Origin of the sequence: Melghirimyces profundicolus (genome assembly GCF_003054245.1) — a bacterium.
In the GTDB taxonomy this organism is placed as follows: domain Bacteria; phylum Bacillota; class Bacilli; order Thermoactinomycetales; family DSM-45169; genus Melghirimyces; species Melghirimyces profundicolus.
The window spans coordinates 1-17,352 of record NZ_QBKR01000017.1 but is presented as its reverse complement, the minus strand read 5'-3'; the positions used below and the strand labels follow the sequence as shown (position 1 = coordinate 17,352).

18 protein-coding genes and 1 pseudogene are annotated in these 17,352 nt (G+C 55.5%); 12 read left to right on the top strand and 7 right to left on the bottom strand.

Annotated elements, in window-relative coordinates; all coding sequences use genetic code 11:
- A complete protein-coding gene (locus tag C8P63_RS12190; RefSeq protein WP_108024571.1) occupies window positions 1-603 on the top strand; it encodes a DUF502 domain-containing protein in 603 nt (200 codons plus the stop codon).
- Window positions 604-650: 47 nt separating this feature from the next.
- On the opposite strand, the gene C8P63_RS12185 is transcribed toward C8P63_RS12190, so the two are convergent.
- Window positions 651-842: a gamma-type small acid-soluble spore protein gene (locus C8P63_RS12185; RefSeq protein ID WP_108024569.1), complete on the bottom strand. Its 192-nt coding sequence runs from the start codon at window positions 840-842 to the stop codon at window positions 651-653.
- An 87-nt stretch (window positions 843-929) separates the two neighbouring features.
- Here C8P63_RS12185 and asd point away from each other — a divergent pair, with 87 nt between their 5' ends.
- The 4 genes from asd to C8P63_RS12165 all read left to right on the top strand — a co-directional run bounded on the left by asd (window position 930) and on the right by C8P63_RS12165 (window position 4,792).
- Complete coding sequence (gene asd / locus C8P63_RS12180) at window positions 930-1,787, top strand: archaetidylserine decarboxylase (protein ID WP_108024567.1); 858 nt, start codon at window positions 930-932, stop codon at window positions 1,785-1,787.
- Window positions 1,788-1,806: 19 nt separating this feature from the next.
- A complete protein-coding gene (locus tag C8P63_RS12175) occupies window positions 1,807-2,409 on the top strand; it encodes a rhomboid family intramembrane serine protease (RefSeq protein ID WP_108024565.1) in 603 nt (200 codons plus the stop codon).
- Between the two features lie 66 nt (window positions 2,410-2,475).
- The gene (locus tag C8P63_RS12170; RefSeq protein WP_108024562.1) at window positions 2,476-3,690 is read left to right on the top strand and encodes an MFS transporter; all 1,215 of its coding nucleotides are present in this window, start codon (window positions 2,476-2,478) and stop codon (window positions 3,688-3,690) included.
- 124 nt (window positions 3,691-3,814) lie between these two features.
- Window positions 3,815-4,792: a 2-hydroxyacid dehydrogenase gene (locus C8P63_RS12165; protein WP_245920871.1), complete on the top strand. Its 978-nt coding sequence runs from the start codon at window positions 3,815-3,817 to the stop codon at window positions 4,790-4,792.
- Here the strand turns inward: C8P63_RS12165 and C8P63_RS12160 are convergent.
- Window positions 4,769-5,590 (bottom strand): CPBP family intramembrane glutamic endopeptidase, encoded by an 822-nt coding sequence (locus tag C8P63_RS12160; protein ID WP_170109635.1) that lies wholly within the window; start codon window positions 5,588-5,590, stop codon window positions 4,769-4,771. The genes C8P63_RS12165 and C8P63_RS12160 overlap by 24 nt on opposite strands.
- Before the next feature lie 308 nt (window positions 5,591-5,898).
- Here C8P63_RS12160 and greA point away from each other — a divergent pair, with 308 nt between their 5' ends.
- Entirely contained in the window at window positions 5,899-6,375 is a 477-nt protein-coding gene (gene greA, locus C8P63_RS12155) for a transcription elongation factor GreA (RefSeq protein WP_108024556.1), read from the top strand.
- A 134-nt stretch (window positions 6,376-6,509) separates the two neighbouring features.
- Window positions 6,510-6,884 carry a hypothetical protein gene (locus tag C8P63_RS12150; protein WP_146172173.1) on the top strand — a complete coding sequence of 125 codons (375 nt, stop codon included), beginning with the start codon at window positions 6,510-6,512 and terminating at the stop codon, window positions 6,882-6,884.
- Between the two features lie 85 nt (window positions 6,885-6,969).
- On the opposite strand, the gene C8P63_RS12145 is transcribed toward C8P63_RS12150, so the two are convergent.
- Complete coding sequence (locus C8P63_RS12145) at window positions 6,970-7,464, bottom strand: hypothetical protein (protein ID WP_108024552.1); 495 nt, start codon at window positions 7,462-7,464, stop codon at window positions 6,970-6,972.
- Window positions 7,465-7,991: 527 nt separating this feature from the next.
- Between C8P63_RS12145 and C8P63_RS12140 the strand changes: the two genes are divergently transcribed.
- On the top strand, window positions 7,992-8,444 hold the full coding sequence (locus tag C8P63_RS12140) for an NUDIX hydrolase (RefSeq protein ID WP_211308280.1): 453 nt from the start codon (window positions 7,992-7,994) through the stop codon (window positions 8,442-8,444).
- On the opposite strand, the gene mnmH is transcribed toward C8P63_RS12140, so the two are convergent.
- The 4 genes from mnmH to C8P63_RS12120 form a co-directional block, all read right to left on the bottom strand.
- Window positions 8,441-9,514, bottom strand: a complete 1,074-nt coding sequence (gene mnmH / locus C8P63_RS12135) for a tRNA 2-selenouridine(34) synthase MnmH (protein WP_108024548.1) — start codon at window positions 9,512-9,514, stop codon at window positions 8,441-8,443. The two genes, C8P63_RS12140 and mnmH, sit on opposite strands and share 4 nt — an antisense overlap.
- A gap of 101 nt (window positions 9,515-9,615) precedes the next feature.
- Window positions 9,616-9,981: a group I truncated hemoglobin gene (locus C8P63_RS12130; RefSeq protein ID WP_108024546.1), complete on the bottom strand. Its 366-nt coding sequence runs from the start codon at window positions 9,979-9,981 to the stop codon at window positions 9,616-9,618.
- A 129-nt stretch (window positions 9,982-10,110) separates the two neighbouring features.
- Window positions 10,111-10,809, bottom strand: a complete 699-nt coding sequence (locus C8P63_RS12125; RefSeq protein WP_170109634.1) for a Crp/Fnr family transcriptional regulator — start codon at window positions 10,807-10,809, stop codon at window positions 10,111-10,113.
- A gap of 114 nt (window positions 10,810-10,923) precedes the next feature.
- Window positions 10,924-11,121 (bottom strand): hypothetical protein, encoded by a 198-nt coding sequence (locus C8P63_RS12120; protein WP_108024542.1) that lies wholly within the window; start codon window positions 11,119-11,121, stop codon window positions 10,924-10,926.
- A 341-nt stretch (window positions 11,122-11,462) separates the two neighbouring features.
- On the opposite strand from C8P63_RS12120, the gene C8P63_RS12115 reads away from it, so the two are divergent.
- From C8P63_RS12115 to dtd, 4 genes and pseudogenes are all read left to right on the top strand, one after another.
- The gene (locus C8P63_RS12115) at window positions 11,463-13,532 is read left to right on the top strand and encodes a transglycosylase domain-containing protein (protein ID WP_108024713.1); all 2,070 of its coding nucleotides are present in this window, start codon (window positions 11,463-11,465) and stop codon (window positions 13,530-13,532) included.
- An 88-nt stretch (window positions 13,533-13,620) separates the two neighbouring features.
- Window positions 13,621-13,968, top strand: a complete 348-nt coding sequence (locus tag C8P63_RS12110; RefSeq protein ID WP_146172172.1) for a hypothetical protein — start codon at window positions 13,621-13,623, stop codon at window positions 13,966-13,968.
- Window positions 13,969-14,126: 158 nt separating this feature from the next.
- Window positions 14,127-16,277, top strand: a pseudogene (locus C8P63_RS12105) (RelA/SpoT family protein).
- 269 nt (window positions 16,278-16,546) lie between these two features.
- The gene (gene dtd, locus C8P63_RS12100) at window positions 16,547-16,987 is read left to right on the top strand and encodes a D-aminoacyl-tRNA deacylase (RefSeq protein WP_108024538.1); all 441 of its coding nucleotides are present in this window, start codon (window positions 16,547-16,549) and stop codon (window positions 16,985-16,987) included.
- Window positions 16,988-17,352 lie beyond the last annotated feature (365 nt).

Here is a 17,352-nt window from a genome sequence, read left to right as displayed (position 1 = left end):
ATGGGTCGACGGATCCTGAAACGTTTGACTCTGTACTTTTTCAACGGATTGCTGGTGATTCTTCCTCTGGCGGGCACGCTTTATCTGTTGCAATACTTCTACCGACTGGTCAACGACTGGGGGGTCGGCTGGCTTCCGGAACGATCGTCGGGGCTCCCGTGGCTTTCGGATCTGATGGAGCTTCCCGGTGCCGGCATTCTTCTGATCCTGGCAGTGGTGACACTGACCGGAATGTTCGCCCGCTGGTTTGCGGTGAAAAAATTGATTGACGGGATGGAGGCCGTGATCAGCCGGATTCCGCTGGTCAAGGGAGTGTATGGAACCTTGAAGGACACCATGCATTCCTTTTTTGGGGACAAAACATCCTTTGACACGGTGGTTTTCGTCACCGTGGCGGATTCCAAAAGGATCGGCTTCCTCACCGTGAAAGAACCCCGTTTCCGGACAGCGGACGGGAAGGAGTATGTCGGGGTGTACTTTCCGCAAAGCATGCAGTTCGCCGGGGATCTTCACTGGTTTGAAGCCGACCGTGTGGAGGTATTGGATCTTTCTGTCGATGAAGCGCTTCGGATTGTGCTGTCGGCAGGAATTGCCGGAAAGTAAAAAAATCCCATTCTGCCTGAGGCAGAATGGGATCCGTTATCGGGATGTTACTGTTGGTTTTGGTTTTTGCGGGCTTGAGATTGCTGGTTCTGTTGACGAACTTGTTGGGCGTTCGTCTCGGTAGCAAACTCAGTGCCGAATTGTTGCTGTTGTTGCTGGTAGCCCTGGGCGGCCTGTTGGTTTTTCTGGCGCACTTGTTGGGCGTTGGTTTTAGCAGCGCCTTTGGGTTGGTAAGCCATTTGTATCACCTCCGTGCTAAGTATTGTATCCCGAAACAGGGGATTCACTCGTTGGATATAGAAACATTTATTGCCTAAGGAGGCACCATGAAGGAAAGAATCTTAATGGCGATTCTCAACTGCATGCCGAAAAATACGATCTCCCGCTGGATGGGGCGGTTTGCACGTTCCCCCTTCAGCCGTCGCCTGATCCCCTATTTCATCCGCCGCTTCGATGTGGATCTGACCCAAGTGGAAAAGCCGGTCTCCGACTATCCGACCCTGCTCGATTTTTTTGTCCGGGGTTTGAAGGAAGGGGCACGACCGGTGAATCCGGATCCTGATTTCATCGTCAGCCCCGTGGACGGTATGGTTTCCCAGTGCGGTACCGTCAGCGACGGGACGCTTCTCCAAGCCAAGGGGGTTACGTACACGTTGGAGGCGCTGCTCGGGGGAGATGAGGAAAAAGTCCGCCTTTTTTCAGGGGGCCGTTTTATCACCCTCTATCTCAGCCCCCGGGATTATCATCGGATCCACACACCGGTTACAGGAAAGGTGAAGGGTCTCACTTATATTCCGGGAAGCCTTTTTCCGGTCAATGCTCTGGGGGTCAAGCGTGTCCGGGGACTGTTTGCCAGAAACGAGCGGCTGATCACGTATCTCGACAGCCCGGCGGGGAAAGTGGCCCTGGTCAAGGTGGGGGCGACCAATGTAGGCAGCATCCGGGTGGTTTATGATCCGGAAATCACCACGAACCACCCGGGAAAACGTCGGATGGTCACCCGGATTTATCCCGAATCGAATGAACTGGAAAAAGGGCAGGAACTGGGGCGCTTTGAGTTCGGATCGACGGTCATATTGCTTTTGGAACCCGGGAAAACGGAATGGATCGGTGAACTTTCCCCTGGAACCCGGGTCCGGATGGGACAGCCGATCGCCCGGATTCTTTCCGGGAAGACGAATTGAGAAAGAAGGGGATCGCGTTTTGTTTCAACACACCCGGTTGCCTTTTCGGCGATTTAAATCGTATTTTCCGGTGATTACCGGCATCCTGGTCCTGCAAACGCTGCTTTTTCTTTTAATGACCTTCAGTGGAGGTTCCCACGATTCCCTTGTTTTGCTGCGTTTCGGTGCGTTGGAAAAGGCGCTGTTCCACTCCGGGGAATGGTGGCGTCTGGTGGTGCCCATCTTTTTGCATATCGGTATTGTCCATTTTTTATTCAACAGCTTTTTCCTGTACATCCTGGGTCCCCAGCTGGAATGGTTGTTCGGCCGCTGGCGGTTTTTGTTTTTTTATCTCATGACCGGTGTGTGCGGCAACTTGGCCACCGTATACTCCGATTTTTCGGGAATCAGCGCCGGGGCTTCCGGTTCCCTCTACGGTCTTTTCGGGGTTTACATCTATCTGTATCTTTTCCGAAAAGGTTCGATGGATCCGGAGACGGGAAAAGGGCTGCTGGCTTTGTTGGGAATCAATCTGATCCTCAGCTTCATGGATCCCTCTATCAATCTGGTCGCCCATCTCGGGGGGTTGGTATCGGGGCTGTTGCTGGCGGGTCCGTTGCTCCGGTTGAAAAGGGGAAGCTGAAGTTTTTACCTCTTTCCGTCATCGTAAATCCTGCGGGGTTTGGTTAAGCTATGCCTGGTGAGGTCAATGAGCTTATTTGGAGAAACCAACCGATTGGACCGCCCGGCATGGCTGCTCTTGATCATCAGCGGGTTGTTTGCCGTCTCCACCGCGATGTCCAACACCTTTGTCAACGTCTATCTCTGGAAACTGAAACAGGATTTTGCGGTGATCGGCCGGTTCAATTTGGCCAACTATCTGGCGATGGCCGTCACCTTTGTCCTGGCCGGACGCCTTTCCAAACAGGTGGACCGGGTAATCGCGATTCGGATCGGGGTGGCATTGCAGGCTCTTTTTTATTTAGCCGTTCTTCTCCTGGGGCCGCGTTCCGTGGATCTGGTTTTTCTGTTGGGTATGTTTTTGGGGGTGGGAGCCGGTTTTTTCTGGCTGTCCTACAACGTGCTGTATTTTGAGATCACCGAGCGGTACAACCGGGATATCTACAACGGCATCAATGGACTGCTCACCTCCGGTGCCGGCATTTTGGCCCCGGTCATCTCGGGCTGGATCATCACCCGTGTGGATCATTTCACCGGTTACCGCATTATCTTTGCTTTCTCCTTGGCTGTGTTCATGGCGGCTGTCGTGGTCAGCTTTCTTTTAAAGCGGCGCAACGCCCGCGGAGAGTACCGGCTGAGAGAGATTCTCCGGCTGGCTCTCCAAAGGGGCAACCACTGGTACTGGGTGAACCTGGCGATGGTGGCGCAGGGGGCTCGGGAGGGTTTGTTTGCATTTCTGGTCAGCCTGCTGATTTTTGTGAGCACCGGGAACGAATTGGCTCTCGGCGGTTATCTCACCGCGGCTTCGATCGTTGCTCTGATTTCCTACTTTGTGGTGGGTCGTTGCATGCGTTTGTCTTGGCGGGACGAGAGCATTCTCCTGGGGGCGTCGATGCTGGGGATTGTGGTTGTACCTCTCATCTGGGATATCAACACTTGGACGTTGGTGGTGCTGGGGGTGGGAGCCGCCCTTTTTTACCCGGTCTATATGGTGCCATTGACCTCCGCCGTATTTGACGTGATCGGCGAGAACCAGGATACAGCCCGGCTGAGGGTGGAATATGTGGTCGCACGGGAGCTGGCTCTGAATGTTGGACGTGTGTTGAGCGTGGTCGTGTTCCTGTGGTGGATCCGGTTGATTCCCGACCTGATTCAGCTCAGATGGTTGCTGATGCCGGTCGGTTTTGTCCAACTGTTCGCCTGGCTCGCCATTCGGCGGGTTCCCCTTCTGGAGCAGGAATAAACGGTCGGAAAAGCGAATCGTAAAGGTGGAGAAGGCACATCGGGAACGACACAGGGATCAAAAGTCCGGAACCGAACGTTCCTGCCCGGATCGGGCTTAAGAAGTAGAATGGGGAGGCGACATCTTGAAAGAAAACATTCGCCCCAAAGTGTTGGTCAGCCGGGAAATTCCTGCCGAGGGGATGGATATACTGAGAGAGCATTGTGAGGTCACGGTGGGAGCCGAAGACCGCATGTTGAAGCGGGAAGAGCTGCTGGCCCTGATTCCCGGAATGGACGGACTGCTTTCCATGTTGACCGATCGGGTGGACGGGGAAGTCATGGATGCGGCCCCTGGGCTGAAAGTGATCAGCAATTATGCCGTGGGGTATGACAACATCGATGTGGGAGAAGCATACCGGAGAGGCATCGCCGTCACCAACACTCCGGGCGTGCTGACGGATGCCACGGCCGATCTCGCTTGGGCCCTCCTGATGGATGCGGCACGGCGGGTGACGGAGGGGGATCGTTTGAACCGGGCCGGCGGTTGGAAAGAATGGGCCCCCATGTTTCATCTGGGGAAGGAAGTGACCGGCTCCACCCTGGGAATCGTGGGAATGGGACGGATCGGCCGTGCGGTGGCCAAACGGGCCCGCGGGTTCGACATGAAAGTCGTTTACTTTTCCCGGAGGCGGAAAGATCCGAAGGAGGAAAACAGACTGGGGATCCGGTATCTCCCCTTCCGGGAGCTTCTCAGGGAAGCGGACTTTGTTTCCCTGCATGCCCCGTACACTCGAAAGACCCGCCACCTGATCGGTCGGGAAGAACTTTCCCTGATGAAAGAAACGGCGTTTCTCATTAACACCGCTCGGGGCGGGCTGGTGGATGAAAAGGCGTTGGTGGAAGCTCTGAAAGCCGGGGAGATCGCCGGGGCGGGCCTGGATGTGTATGAGGACGAACCCCGTCTTTCCCCGGGTTTGAAACAACTTCCGAACGCCGTGCTGGCTCCCCATCTGGGGAGTGCCACACGGGAAACCCGGGGACAAATGGCCAGGCGGGCGGCTGAAAACATCGTCGCGGAGCTCCTCGGCGAGGGCTCCTCAACGCGTGTTCCACCCGAATGAATGATGTCGGCCGTACAGCCAGAGGATTCCACCGGCCAGGGCGACGGTGACGGCGACTCCGCCTTCCAAACCGAAGGCGCCGCCGGTGAGCCAGTTCGGCCCCGTCTCCGCCGCTGTAATAAACGGAGCCGGTGTCACGCGGAGTCCGGAAACGGGGAGAGAGAGCATATCCTGTGTCCAATTCCAGGTGAAATGAAGCCCCATGGGCAGCCACAGACTGCCGGTCACCCACCGGGCAAACCCCAGCAAAACTCCCGCCAAAAAAAGGTTGACCACGGGGATTGCGCTGAGAGCGGGATTTTGTGAATGAAGGGCGGAAAAGATGAGGGAGGTGGCGGAAATCCCCCACCCGACGCCCAACCGTTCGGTTATCAGTGTTTGGAGGTAACCGCGGGTGAACACTTCTTCCCCCGCTGCCACGATCAGGAACAGGGCGGCCGAGTACAGAGCGGGAATGAGCACTCCGGCTCCCCGGATCCCTGTCAGTTTCATCCACGGTGTCATCCACAGCAGCAGAAACAAGCCGCCGATCAGTGTGATGCCGAGCAAACTTCCATGCACAAAATCCCGCACGGGTCGGTGGCTTTGGAACCCCAGTCGCGAAGCCGGTTTTTTTTCGAATCGTCTCCAGGATACATAGGCCGCGAGGACAAAGGCCATGTTTTGAGCCATAATATAGGGGAAATCGAACTCATCGGGAGAAAAAAAGGGAGCGAGCAACAAACTGAAAAAGAAAAGTGCCGCAAACGCCATCAGAAAGGTGAAGGTGATTTTGGCACCCAACATGAACCATCTCATTTTCTCCGCTCCTTTCCCGACCATTATACCCCATCCGTGCGGCCGGCAGGCGGAAGGTCACTTTTACGGTGGAAGGATTTGTGATAATATATCATTCAGTCTCTTCCCGGACTGTTGACGTTATGAACACAAACGGGTTTGAACCGACACAAAGGCTTTCCGCCAAACAACGGGTGTTGAAAGGCTTCCCGCCGCATACAATCATTGAAATCGGATGTTTCCCTTTGTTGCGGTTCTCGCTGTGAAAGGGCATTCAATACAAAATGGAAAATGAATCAACCCGTTTGTCTTCTCAAGGAGGAATCGGTATGGTGCAGAAAAAAGAAGTGCTTCTGACCGAAGAGGGTCTGGCCAAGGTCAAAGAAGAACTGGAGCTTTTCAAAACAAAAAAGCGCCAGGAAGTGGCCAACCGGTTGAAGGAAGCGATCGCCCAGGGGGACTTAAGCGAAAATGCCGAATATGACGCAGCCAAAGAGGAACAGGCCTTTGTGGAATCCCGGATCGTGACGCTCGAAAACATGATTCGGAACGCTAAAATCATCGATCAAGACACACAGAACAAAAACTTCGTCAGCGTCGGAACCAAGGTGACCATTCAGGAGATGCCCGACGGGGACCAGGAGACTTATATCATCGTGGGAAGCGCCGAGTCGGATCCGGTATCCGGAAAAATTTCCAACGAATCCCCTATCGGCGCCGAGCTGATCGGAAAGCGGGAAGGGGAAATCGTCAAGGTTCCGGCTCCTTCCGGGACCATTGAATTTAAAATTGTATCCATTCATTGAGCACAAGAGACAGGCTGTCACGTCACGGGCGTGGCAGCCTTTGTCATATCCGGGAAGGCCAGACGTCCATCGGTTCGCCGCAGGAGGGAAGATCTGTGTTATTCTGAAAGAGAATCTGTTGGGGAGGGATGTCCGTGATTCGTTTTCCTTCCGCCGTTCTCTTTGTCGGCGGTTACGAACAGGAAGAGCAGCAACCCGATCCGTTTGTGGCCCTGAATTTTGAGAGGGAAGAAGAAGCCAAGGGCGCCGCCCGTTGGCTTTCCGAAACTGCCGGTTCCCTCCTGACCCGGATCGATCCGGAGCCTGGAGGCGACCTTCGCGTCACGGTTTGTTCCGGTTCGGGAGAAACGGTATGCGAGGGCATCGTGTGGGAAGACGAGATGTGGACCATATTCCGGGAATATTTCGGGCAAGGGGAAACAGTGTGGCTGGGGGTTTCCGTCGGGGGAAGCTTCCTTCCGGAAGGCTGGCACCGTTTGCCGAAAGAAGCGGTGACGATCGCCCTTTGAAGCGGTTGTCACGGAATGGATCCGACCGCATGTTATAACATGGTTCACCGGATAAAAAAACGACCCGGATCGCGGGCCGCCTTTTTCAATGGGTCCGGAATGTCGGCTGTTTTCCCGGCTGAGGAACCGGGATATTCACCTGGTCCACCAACAGGTGGAGAGAACGTTGGGTCTTGTACACCACCCACCGGTTCTGACGGTTTTTAATCAGGAGCTGCGGTGGTTCCCATAAAGAAGGGGCGGGAGTGACAATCACTTCTTTCACCGGGTGACCGATCGGCGTAAGAGGGAGCACTGCCGGACTGGGAAGGTGAAACAGCACATAACGTTCCGGGAGGTCGAAGCGTACCCCGGCCATCTGTCGGACCCCATCGAGCACCCGTTCCAGCTCGGTCTGCATGGCTCGGTTGATCCGGATCGGCGTTTTTTTCCCGGCGATGACGCGATACCCTTCCACCCGGGAGATCTTGGCCGGGGGTATGGCTTCGGGGCGGGCATCCGCCCGACCGAGGAGAACGGAAGTCAGGAAGGGGATCACCAAAAGCACAAGAATACAGAGGAACCAACGTGATACGTTCATTCCCGAATCTCCTTTTGACAGAGTTCTTGCTACCAGTCTGCGATAAAAAGGGTGAGAACATACCCCCGCTCCCCGAACGAGGTGCCTGATGAAGCCTTTCACTTTTATACAGCAAAGTCGCTGTTAACGCTTCCCTTCTTCTGAGCCTGACCATCAATCACAACGCTTCAAGTAGCATATTGGTTGTTCGGTTTTTTCCGGGCAGGGAAATGTCCCTCTGCCGATGATTCTGGATGATCGGTCGGAACCAGTTTTGATGGGAGGCGTCTCCGAAGATCTCTTGAAGCGTTGGAAAAAGTGAGCGGCCAGCATTTACCCAAAGCCGCTCCGGCGTTTCTCGAAACGAACATTCATCACAACGCTTCTTGGGATTTTCGGGAAGCTGGTGCCGGAACGCCGGGTGATCCTGTTCATATGTCAAAACCGGGAGCGTAAGGTGTTGGAAGGGGAGAGGATTCCGTTTTCCCTCCAGAGCCTTTCCTGAAAAGGAACCGGGTCGGGAACCGATGAAGGGAGGAAGGCAACCCGTGTTCCCCCAGCATTACGTGGCTGTCACTGGGGTGGTGCTGAACCCGTCGGAAGAAGTGCTCTTGATCCGCCGATCGGATAATTTCCGATGGGAGCCGCCCGGTGGCGTGGTGGAACTGGCTGACGGACTTCAGTCGGCCGTGGTGCGGGAAGTGAAGGAGGAGACCGGGGTGGATGCGGAAGTGGTGCGGCTGACAGGGGTCTACAAAACCGTCGGTAAAAAAAAGCTCCATGTGGTCAGTCTGGTGTTTCTGTGTCGTGCCCTCGGGGGGGATCCAGGTCCCACCGACGAAGCCGTGGAAGCCGGTTTTTTTTCCAAGGAGGAAGCCTTGAAGAAAGTGACATGGAGATGGATGAGGGTTCGGCTGACGGATGCCCTCTCCGGCCGGAAAGAGCCGGCAGTCCGCAACTTTATGCCCCCGTATGAGAAAGAAAAACCGGCAGGTTCTTAAAGGAGGATTTTTGCCGGTTTTTCCCCGATCAGATGCCGGTGGAATTCTCTCAGTTTCCGTGCTGCTGAATCCGGGTCGTCGGACCGGATTCGAAGGGCGAAACGTCCTTCGTATTGTTCCAGGCTGTGCCGGTAACGGGGATCGTAATATTCCCTGAGCAGCGCCTGTACCAGAGGACGGTATTCCTCTTTTGCGATCCATTGCCAAAGATTTTTCCGCGTATCCGGCGAGAGACGGCGTTCAATCCGGCGGATCGAACCGGCCAACTGTTGCCGGAATCGTTCGGGGTTACCGGACTCCCCGAGGTAGGTGTCCAGGATATGGTTCACCCTTACGGTCGCCGAGGCCTCCACCAGTACGGGGATCCCTTCCTTTTTGGCCCTTTCCAGAAAATCCGGAAGATGGACGCGGCCGATCCGTTTGCTTTCGGCTTCCATAAAGAGGTAGGGTTCGTCCTTGTATCTTTCCAACTGCTCGAGCAGATAAGAGTCAAACATACGCTGGTTGCGGGGCCGTAATTCTCCGAGACTGCCGAAGGCGGATCCACGGTGTCCAGCCAGGCTTTCCAGGTCCAGGACCGGGGCGCCGAGGGCCTTCAGACGGTGCAGGAGAGCGGTTTTCCCCACTCCCGTCAAACCGTGCAGCACGATCATACGGGATGTCAACGGTTCGTCGGAGAGCCGTTCCACCACATATTCCCGGTAGGACCGGTAGCCCCCCTCAAGCCGCAGCACCGGGTGCTGAGCCAAGTCGAGAAACGTGGCCAGGGCGCGGCTGCGCATACCTCCACGCCAGCAGAACAACAAGGGAGTCCGTCCCATGGAATGAGACAGGACCGTATCCACCAGTCGGGGGATTTTCGGCGAGACGATTTCCATCCCCAGCCGAACCGCTGTTTCGCGCCCTTCTTTTTTGTAGACCGTTCCGATTTGCGCCCGTTCTTCATTGTCAAAGAGAGGAATATTGACCGCCCCGGGTACGGTGGCGGTCTCATATTCACCGGGGGATCGGACGTCGATCCACCGGACGTTTTTTTCCTTGATCGCTTGACGGATATGGATGTCTCTCATGAGACGGTCTCTCCTTCTAATCGTAAGAATCGGTCTCCTTTCATTTTATCACAGGGCGGGAGAGGCAAAAAAAAACGGAGCCGCCACGGCACCGTCTCCGTTTACTTTTCGATGATGTGGGGCTTGACCGAGCGAAGAAAAGCTTCGATGGTCACCCGTATGTCGATCGGTACGTTGTACTTTCTCAACGCTCCGTTCATGTGACGGATCGCCGTTTCATAAGCTTCAAACGTGATATGGAGGCCTTTATGCGCATGGCGAAGGGTGCTTCCCTTGTATTCTTTCGGCCCTCCGAGCACATGACTGATAAAATATGTAATCTGATGGTCCCGCAGGGCATCGGTATCCGTATCCAAAAAATAATGGCTGACGCTTTCATCGGTGATCATTCGATCATAGAATTCATTGACCACTGCAGCAATTCCTTCTTTTCCACCAAGAGCCTCATAAAGAGAATGGTTGGTCATCCATGGTCCCCCCTCTCATATTAGATGGGAACGGGTTGCACGACGGATGGAATGAACATGGAACAGAGGGTAACCAGTTCTTACTTTAACAGATTCCGGTCATGACAAGTATGACCTGGGTCACACTTGTCATGGGTTTCCACCCGGCCAGTCATGTTGCCCGTTAATCCGGCAATCGGCTTTTCCCACGTGGATCATCCAGGTTCCCTTATCCCACCGTAGAATGTTTTCTGCTGTAAGACGCGCGATCAACCGGTTGACCGTTTCCCGGCTGGACCCGATCATCTGGGCCATCTCCCGGTGGGTGAAAGAGACAGGAATGCGACTCCAGCCGTTTCGGTCAGGTGGAGTGCCGAGCCGGAGGAGAAGCGATGTGAGGCGTTCCCGTGTTTGATAGACAGCCATTTCTTTCAGCTGTTCCTCCAAGGACGCAATCCAGAGGCTCATTCCCCTGAGCAGGGAGCGGGCGAATGGAGGAGAGGTGTCAAAACCTTCTCTGATGCACTCTGCCGGGAGGACAAGAAGGGTGGTTTCTTCCGTGGCCTGGGCGTCCCACAGAAAGGTGGCGGGGTGGAAAAAACCGAATTTGGGAAACCAATCTCCTTCCAGTTGGTCGATCCGGAAGAGTCTGTGTCCCTCCGGATCCGTTCCGGACAACCGGATCCGTCCCGCTCGGACGATGAAGAGACGGTTGATTTCCTCCCCCCGGAAGAAGACGGTATTTCCTTTTGAATATTTCCGTTGGATCATACTGTTTTGAAGCCATTCCAAGACCGGTTCCTCCACCTCCCGGAAGAGGCCGATCTTTTTCAGAAATGCATCTGTCATGGAAAACACCCCCCTCATCGGTCCGATCCATTATAATACCATAAAAAAAGTGCCGTGAAGCATGATCCGGAATAAAGCGGCCCGGCCCCAATGGACCGGGCGATCTTGGATGGTTCATGCTTCATCCCGGCTGTCCTGCTCCTTATTCGGCAAGGGTCCGGTGAAGTTTCCCTTATCGGAGCGGAATGAGGTGGAAATCCGGCGTTCCGTCCGTCCGGACCCGGGCGGGCTCACGTCTTCATTCGCATCCGAAGCCGAGAGGAGGTTCTCGGCTTTCATCTCCGCTTTCATGCGGCGGTCTTTGGGTTTCAAATTTCCTTCCCCCTTCCGAAAGTGATCCCATCGGCGGCCCGGTATTCCAAAGGGTGTCCCTGTGGCGGGAAAAGGATGTAGGGGGAAGTGGATCCATTGCGGATCTCCACTCTCCTCAAGGCAAATGTTTTCTGGTACAATTTAGCTGTAAGTCGGGGTGAATCAGAGGGCCCGGGGCACGGGATGCCCCTTTGATCGGGATCGCCCCGGTTTTTTGCGTCAAACGCCACAACAGGAACGTCATCCATCCCGGGGAAGGGCGGTTCCGCTTCAGGCGGGCCGCCCTCTCGCGGGGATGGGGTGTCCCTTCGGGGGCACAGAATCAGAAGGAGATCAGAATCATGGAGCCGAAATTGGATCGAAAGGGATTGAAGCGCACCGTATTCCGTTGGTGGCAAACAGGCTGGTTCCGGAAGACCGTCTGGGGGTTGGCCGCTTTTGCAGTGATCCTGGTACTCATCTTCAATCTCATGATCTGGACCCGGGATGTGAGCGCACTGGAGAAAGCGTCACCCCAGCCGACCGTCATTCTGGACCGGAACGGGGAGGTGGCCAGTAAAATCTCCGCCTCCAAATCGGAAAGCGTCGATATGAAGGAAGTTCCCAACCATATGATTCAGGCGGTGGTGGCCATCGAAGACCACCGTTTCTACCGCCATTCCGGAGTGGACTATTGGGGAACCCTTCGCGCGGGCCTTGCCAATCTGCGGGCGGGTGAGACGGTTCAGGGCGGGAGCACCATCACCCAGCAGTTGGCCAAAAACGTCTTCCTCACCCAGGACCGCACGTATAAGAGAAAATGGAAAGAGATTCTCTTGGCCAAAAAGATCGAGCGTCGATACACCAAAGAAGAGATCATGGAGTACTACTTTAACACCGTTTATTTCGGTGAAGGGGCCTGGGGACTGAAAAAGGCCGCTCACACGTACTTCGGGAAAGAGCCGAAGGAACTGACCCTCGGGGAATCGGCCCTGTTGGCGGGAATGATCAAAGCCCCCTCTTCCCTTTCCCCCTTCAAGAATTTCAACACGGCGATGGCACGCCGGGATGTGGTGCTGAAGCGGATGGAAGAGGAAGGGTTTATCGACGAACAGGCCGTCGAACGAGCCAAAGCGAAAGACATCGTGCTGCAAGGGCAGAAACCGGATGATTACCGGGGCCGTTACGCCTCCTATGTCGACGCGATTATCCAAGAGGCGATTCAGCGCTACGATCTGACCGAAAAAGAGGTCCTTTCCGGGGGGCTGCGCATCCATACCGAGCTGGACCCCCGCATGCAGCGGGCGGCGGAAAAAGTTTACAGCCGGAACGATCTCTTTCCCACGGGTGCGGGAGACCGGCTCGTTCAAAGCGGCAGTGTTCTGGTGGATCCCAAAACCGGTGGGGTGCGTGCCCTGATGGGAGGCCGTGGAGAACACGTTTTCCGTGGGTTTAACCGGGCCACCCAATTGAAACGCCAACCCGGGTCCACGATGAAGCCGCTGTCGGTTTATGCTCCCGCCTTGGCGGAGGGACACGGGATCGACATGCGCCTGAAGGACGAACCGATGCAGTTTGGCGATTACGCCCCCAAAAACTATGACGGACGGTACCGGGGCGGGGTGACCATGTATGAAGCCGTGGTCGATTCCCTCAATGTGCCGGCGGTCTGGCTGCTGGACCAGATCGGAGTGGAAAAAGGGTACCGCTTTTCAAAATCCCTCGGGATCCCGCTGACCAAGGAGGACCGTCAACTGGGTCTCGCTCTGGGAGGGTTGAACGAGGGGGTCTCGCCCTTGCAGATGGCCCAGGCGTACTCCGCATTCGCCAACAACGGCATCATGGTCGATGCTCACACCATCCGCCGGGTGGAAACGGCGGACGGGAAGCTGTTGGGAAAATGGTACAAAAAATCGGTCCGGGTCACCCAGCCCAAAGTGGCTCAGCACATCACCTACATGCTCAAGGGGGTGGTCAGGGAAGGAACCGGTAAAAACGCTCTCATTCCCGGTCATCCCACTGCGGGAAAAACAGGCACGACCCAGCTTCCCGGCGGCGGGGACGGTGCCAAAGACGTATGGTTTGTGGGATACACCCCCAACCTGGTGGGGGCGGTCTGGATCGGTTATGACAAGACGGATTCCGAACATTATCTGAACGCCTCCAGCGGTTCCACAGCCGCTCCCGTTTTCAGGGAGTTGATGACCGGCGCCCTCCGGGGGCAACCGGCAGGGAAGTTCGATCTTTCCACCGTGAAATGGAAGGAACCCCCCAGAGTGGAACGGGAGAAGGAGAAAAATGAAAAGAAAGACGGAAATCTGAGGGAAAAACTGAAGAAGGAGTGGGAGAAAAAGAAAGACAAGTGGGAGAAAGAGCTGAAAAAGAAGCGGGAGAAATGGAAGAAAAAGATGGAAGAATGGAAGCGTGACTGATCCCGGGCCGGGAAATCCCGCTCCTCCTTTTGCTTTTCCGTTGACGGTTCTGTTATCCTTAAATGCATGGAAGAAGGGAGGGCAACCGATGTTTGAAGATTTCTTTTCAGATTTGGTAGGTGGTTTTGCCCGACTGGTGGTAGGTGGTTTTCTCATATGGATGGTCTTCATTATGCTTCTCTTTTTCAGGGAACTGTTCACCCCCGGTGATATCAATGTACGGGACTATCTCTATCGGGCCTGGAAAAGGTTTTTGTTTTCCTTTGAACTGGCCGCTTACGGCGGGGTGATTGTGGCACCGATCATGATGCAGGACAGCGAAGACGGGGTGGCACAGTATACGGTGATGATGATCCTGGCGATCCTCGCTTCCGCCCTGTTTCTGTATATTCGTTACCAGAGCGGCGGCTTCGGTTTCCGTCGCCGCCATCGTTGACCGCAGCTTTCAACCAAACCCGGCTTATCCGCCGGGTTTGTCCTGTTTGAAGGGGAGCCGCGTTCCTTTCCCCGGCGGAGGTTATCTCTTTACTTCATCGTTCCATTTAGAGATAATGAAAGGAAAAATGTTGGATCACGCTATTAGGGTGTGGAGATATGCCGATTGAAAAATTAATGGAGATCGTGGCCCGTTATTTAACAAAAGAAGAACTGGAACAGGTGAAACGGGCCTATCTCTTTGCCGCTGAAGCGCATAAAGGCCAAACCCGCAAATCCGGGGAAGAATATATTCACCATCCGGTGGCGGTTGCCGGGATTCTGGGGGAACTGCAGATGGATGCCACCACCCTGACCGCCGCCATCCTTCACGACGTGGTGGAGGATACCGGGGTCAGCCTGGAAACTTTGGAAGAAGAGTTCGGGGAAACGGTGGCCCAGATTGTGGATGGCCTCACCAAACTGAAAAAGCGGATGAAATATAAATCCAACGCCGAGCATCAGGCGGAAAATCACCGAAAGATGTTTGTGGCGATGGCCCAGGACATCCGGGTGATTCTGATCAAACTGGCGGATCGGCTCCACAACATGCGGACGCTGCGGTATCTGCCGGAAGCCAAACGGCGTCGCATCTCCCAGGAAACGTTGGAGATTTTTGCCCCTCTTGCCCACCGGTTGGGGATTTCGACGATCAAGTGGGAGCTGGAGGATATTGCCCTCCGGAACCTGAATCCCCAGCAATACTATCGGATCGTCAACCTGATGAAACAAAAGCGGGCGGAACGGGAAAAGAACTTGGAAGAAGTGATTTCGACGATTCGCGAACGCCTCAAGGACATGGATGTGGAGGCGGAAATATCGGGACGGCCGAAACACATCTACAGCATTTACCGTAAGATGGTCAAACACCAAAAGCAATTCAACGAAATCTACGATCTGTTGGCCGTTCGGGTTTTGGTCGATTCCATCCGGGACTGCTATGCCGTGCTGGGAATCATCCATACCATCTGGAAACCGATGCCGGGCCGGTTTAAAGATTATATCGCCATGCCCAAGGCCAACCTGTATCAGTCCCTCCACACGACAGTGATCGGTCCGAAGGGAGAACCGATCGAGGTCCAGATCCGAACCCGTGAAATGCACCGTGTCGCCGAGTACGGGATTGCCGCACACTGGGCCTACAAAGAAGGGGTTGAGGCGGAGACGACCTTTAACGAAAAGCTGAAATACTTCCGGGAAATCCTGGAGATGCAACAGGAAACCCGTGATGCCCGGGAATTCGTGGAAAACCTGAAGGTCGACTGGTTTTCTGACGTGGTGTTTGTCTTCACGCCCAAGGGGGACGTATTGGAGTTGCCGGCCGGGTCCGTTCCGCTGGATTTCGCCTACCGGATTCACACGGAAGTGGGCAACCGGTGCATCGGGGCCAAAGTGAACAATAAAATGGTTCCCCTGGATTACCAGTTGAAAACGGGGGACATCGTGGAGATTCTAACCTCCAAACACAGTTACGGACCGAGCCGGGACTGGTTGAAACTGGTTAAATCTTCCCATGCCCGAAACAAAATCCGTAACTGGTTCAAAAAAGAGCAGCGGGAGGAAAGCGTCGCCAAGGGACGGGAAGCAATCGAGACGGCGCTCAAAAAGCAGGATTTCGATCCCGCTTCCGTCCTTTCCTCAGACCGGGTCAAGGAAGTGGCCAACACGTTCAACTTTCCCGATGAAGACGACATGTACGCCGCCGTCGGTTATGGGGGAATCTCACCGGCCCAGGTGGTGAACCGCTTGACGGAAGGCCTTCGTCCGGAAGAAGAGAAACCCCTGGTTCTTCCCGACGTCAAAGCGATGCCGACCCGGCGGAAACGGGTCGGTCACGGGGTCCGCGTGCGGGGCGTTGACAATCTCCTGGTCCGGCTCTCCCGCTGCTGCAATCCCGTACCCGGTGATGAAATCAAGGGTTTCGTCACCCAGGGACGCGGGGTTTCGGTCCACCGGGCGGACTGTCCCAACCTGCAGGGAGTGGAAGAAAACCGGATGATTCCCGTGGAGTGGGAAGGCGTCCCCGATCAGTATTACAATGTGGACATCGAAGTCTCGGGTCTCGATCGGAACGGGCTCCTGAACGAGGTGCTTCAGGCTGTCTCGGAATGCCGGGTCAATCTGTCCGCCGTCAACGGGAAAGCCGACCGTCGGGGGATGGCCACCATCAACATGTCGATCTCGATCCGGAACATCAATCACTAGCAATCTGTGGTGGAGAGAATCAAAAGGGTGCGCGATATTTACAGCGTCCGTCGAATCATGCAATAACCCCACTGTCGATTCACCATTCACTCGTGTGGAGGAGGCGTTATTGCCAAAGCGACTTTTGCCATCCTGTTCGCGAAGGATCTCGGGGGAGGGCACTCAGAGGCTGAAGCGCCCCGAAGGGCTTTGTCCCTGCCGACAGGATGATTCGAGCGGAGAGTCAGCACTTCCATTTCCATGCTGGATGGCCAACGGTCGCGTGGCAAAACACGTCCGCCGACCCCATAGGGGTCATCCACACACCCAACCGTTGAAAGCAGAGGAGGAAAACTGTGCGGGTCGTAATCCAACGGGCGAAAGCCGCCCGCGTGACGGTGGAAGGAGAAACCACCGGTGCCATCGATCACGGATTGGTCTGCCTGGTCGGATTCACCGAAGGGGACGGCCCGGAGGAGATCCGATACATCGCGGACAAGCTGGTCCACCTTCGGATCTTTGAAGACGAAAACGGCAAGATGAACCGTTCCCTCCTGGATGTGGGCGGAGCCATCCTGTCCGTATCCCAGTTCACCCTCTACGGAGATTGCCGGAAAGGCCGCCGTCCCAATTTCATGGCCGCCGCTCCCCCGGAGGTGGCTGAAGAGCTCTACCACCGGTTCAACCAACAGCTGTTGTCCCACGGTGTACCGGTGGAAACCGGGGTGTTCGGGGCGATGATGCAGGTGGAACTGACCAACGATGGCCCGGTGACTCTGATTCTGGAGAGCCGCTGAGAGGAAGTCGGGAAAAATGTCCTTTTGAAAAAGAGGGTTCTTTTGCCTAAATGGCGAGGCTCAGAAGAAGCGACCCCGGCGAGACTTGTGCTCTGTGAGTGCATAGCGAGACCGGGAGAGAGCGACCCCGGCGAGACTTGTGCTCTGTGAGTGCATAGCGAGACCGGGAGAGAGCGACCCCGGCGAGACTTGTGCTCTGTGGAGTGCATAGCGAGACCGGGAGAGAGCGACCCCGGCGAGACTTGTGCTCTGTGAGTGCATAGCGAGACCGGGAGAGAAGCGACCCCGGCGAGACTTGTGCTCTGTGAGTGCATAGCGAGACCGGGGAGAGAAGCGACCCCGGCGAGACTTGTGCTCTGTGAGTG

What these genes read in the sequence shown, in the direction of transcription:
- C8P63_RS12190 (WP_108024571.1), top strand. Translation starts at nt 1, where the DNA reads ATGGGTCGACGGATCCTGAAACGTTTGACTCTGTACTTTTTCAACGGA.
- C8P63_RS12185 (WP_108024569.1), bottom strand. Translation starts at nt 842, where the DNA reads ATGGCTTACCAACCCAAAGGCGCTGCTAAAACCAACGCCCAACAAGTG.
- asd (WP_108024567.1), top strand. Translation starts at nt 930, where the DNA reads ATGAAGGAAAGAATCTTAATGGCGATTCTCAACTGCATGCCGAAAAAT.
- C8P63_RS12170 (WP_108024562.1), top strand. Translation starts at nt 2,476, where the DNA reads ATGAGCTTATTTGGAGAAACCAACCGATTGGACCGCCCGGCATGGCTG.
- C8P63_RS12160 (WP_170109635.1), bottom strand. Translation starts at nt 5,590, where the DNA reads ATGAGATGGTTCATGTTGGGTGCCAAAATCACCTTCACCTTTCTGATG.
- greA (WP_108024556.1), top strand. Translation starts at nt 5,899, where the DNA reads ATGGTGCAGAAAAAAGAAGTGCTTCTGACCGAAGAGGGTCTGGCCAAG.
- C8P63_RS12145 (WP_108024552.1), bottom strand. Translation starts at nt 7,464, where the DNA reads ATGAACGTATCACGTTGGTTCCTCTGTATTCTTGTGCTTTTGGTGATC.
- mnmH (WP_108024548.1), bottom strand. Translation starts at nt 9,514, where the DNA reads ATGAGAGACATCCATATCCGTCAAGCGATCAAGGAAAAAAACGTCCGG.
- C8P63_RS12130 (WP_108024546.1), bottom strand. Translation starts at nt 9,981, where the DNA reads ATGACCAACCATTCTCTTTATGAGGCTCTTGGTGGAAAAGAAGGAATT.
- C8P63_RS12125 (WP_170109634.1), bottom strand. Translation starts at nt 10,809, where the DNA reads ATGACAGATGCATTTCTGAAAAAGATCGGCCTCTTCCGGGAGGTGGAG.
- C8P63_RS12115 (WP_108024713.1), top strand. Translation starts at nt 11,463, where the DNA reads ATGGAGCCGAAATTGGATCGAAAGGGATTGAAGCGCACCGTATTCCGT.
- C8P63_RS12110 (WP_146172172.1), top strand. Translation starts at nt 13,621, where the DNA reads ATGTTTGAAGATTTCTTTTCAGATTTGGTAGGTGGTTTTGCCCGACTG.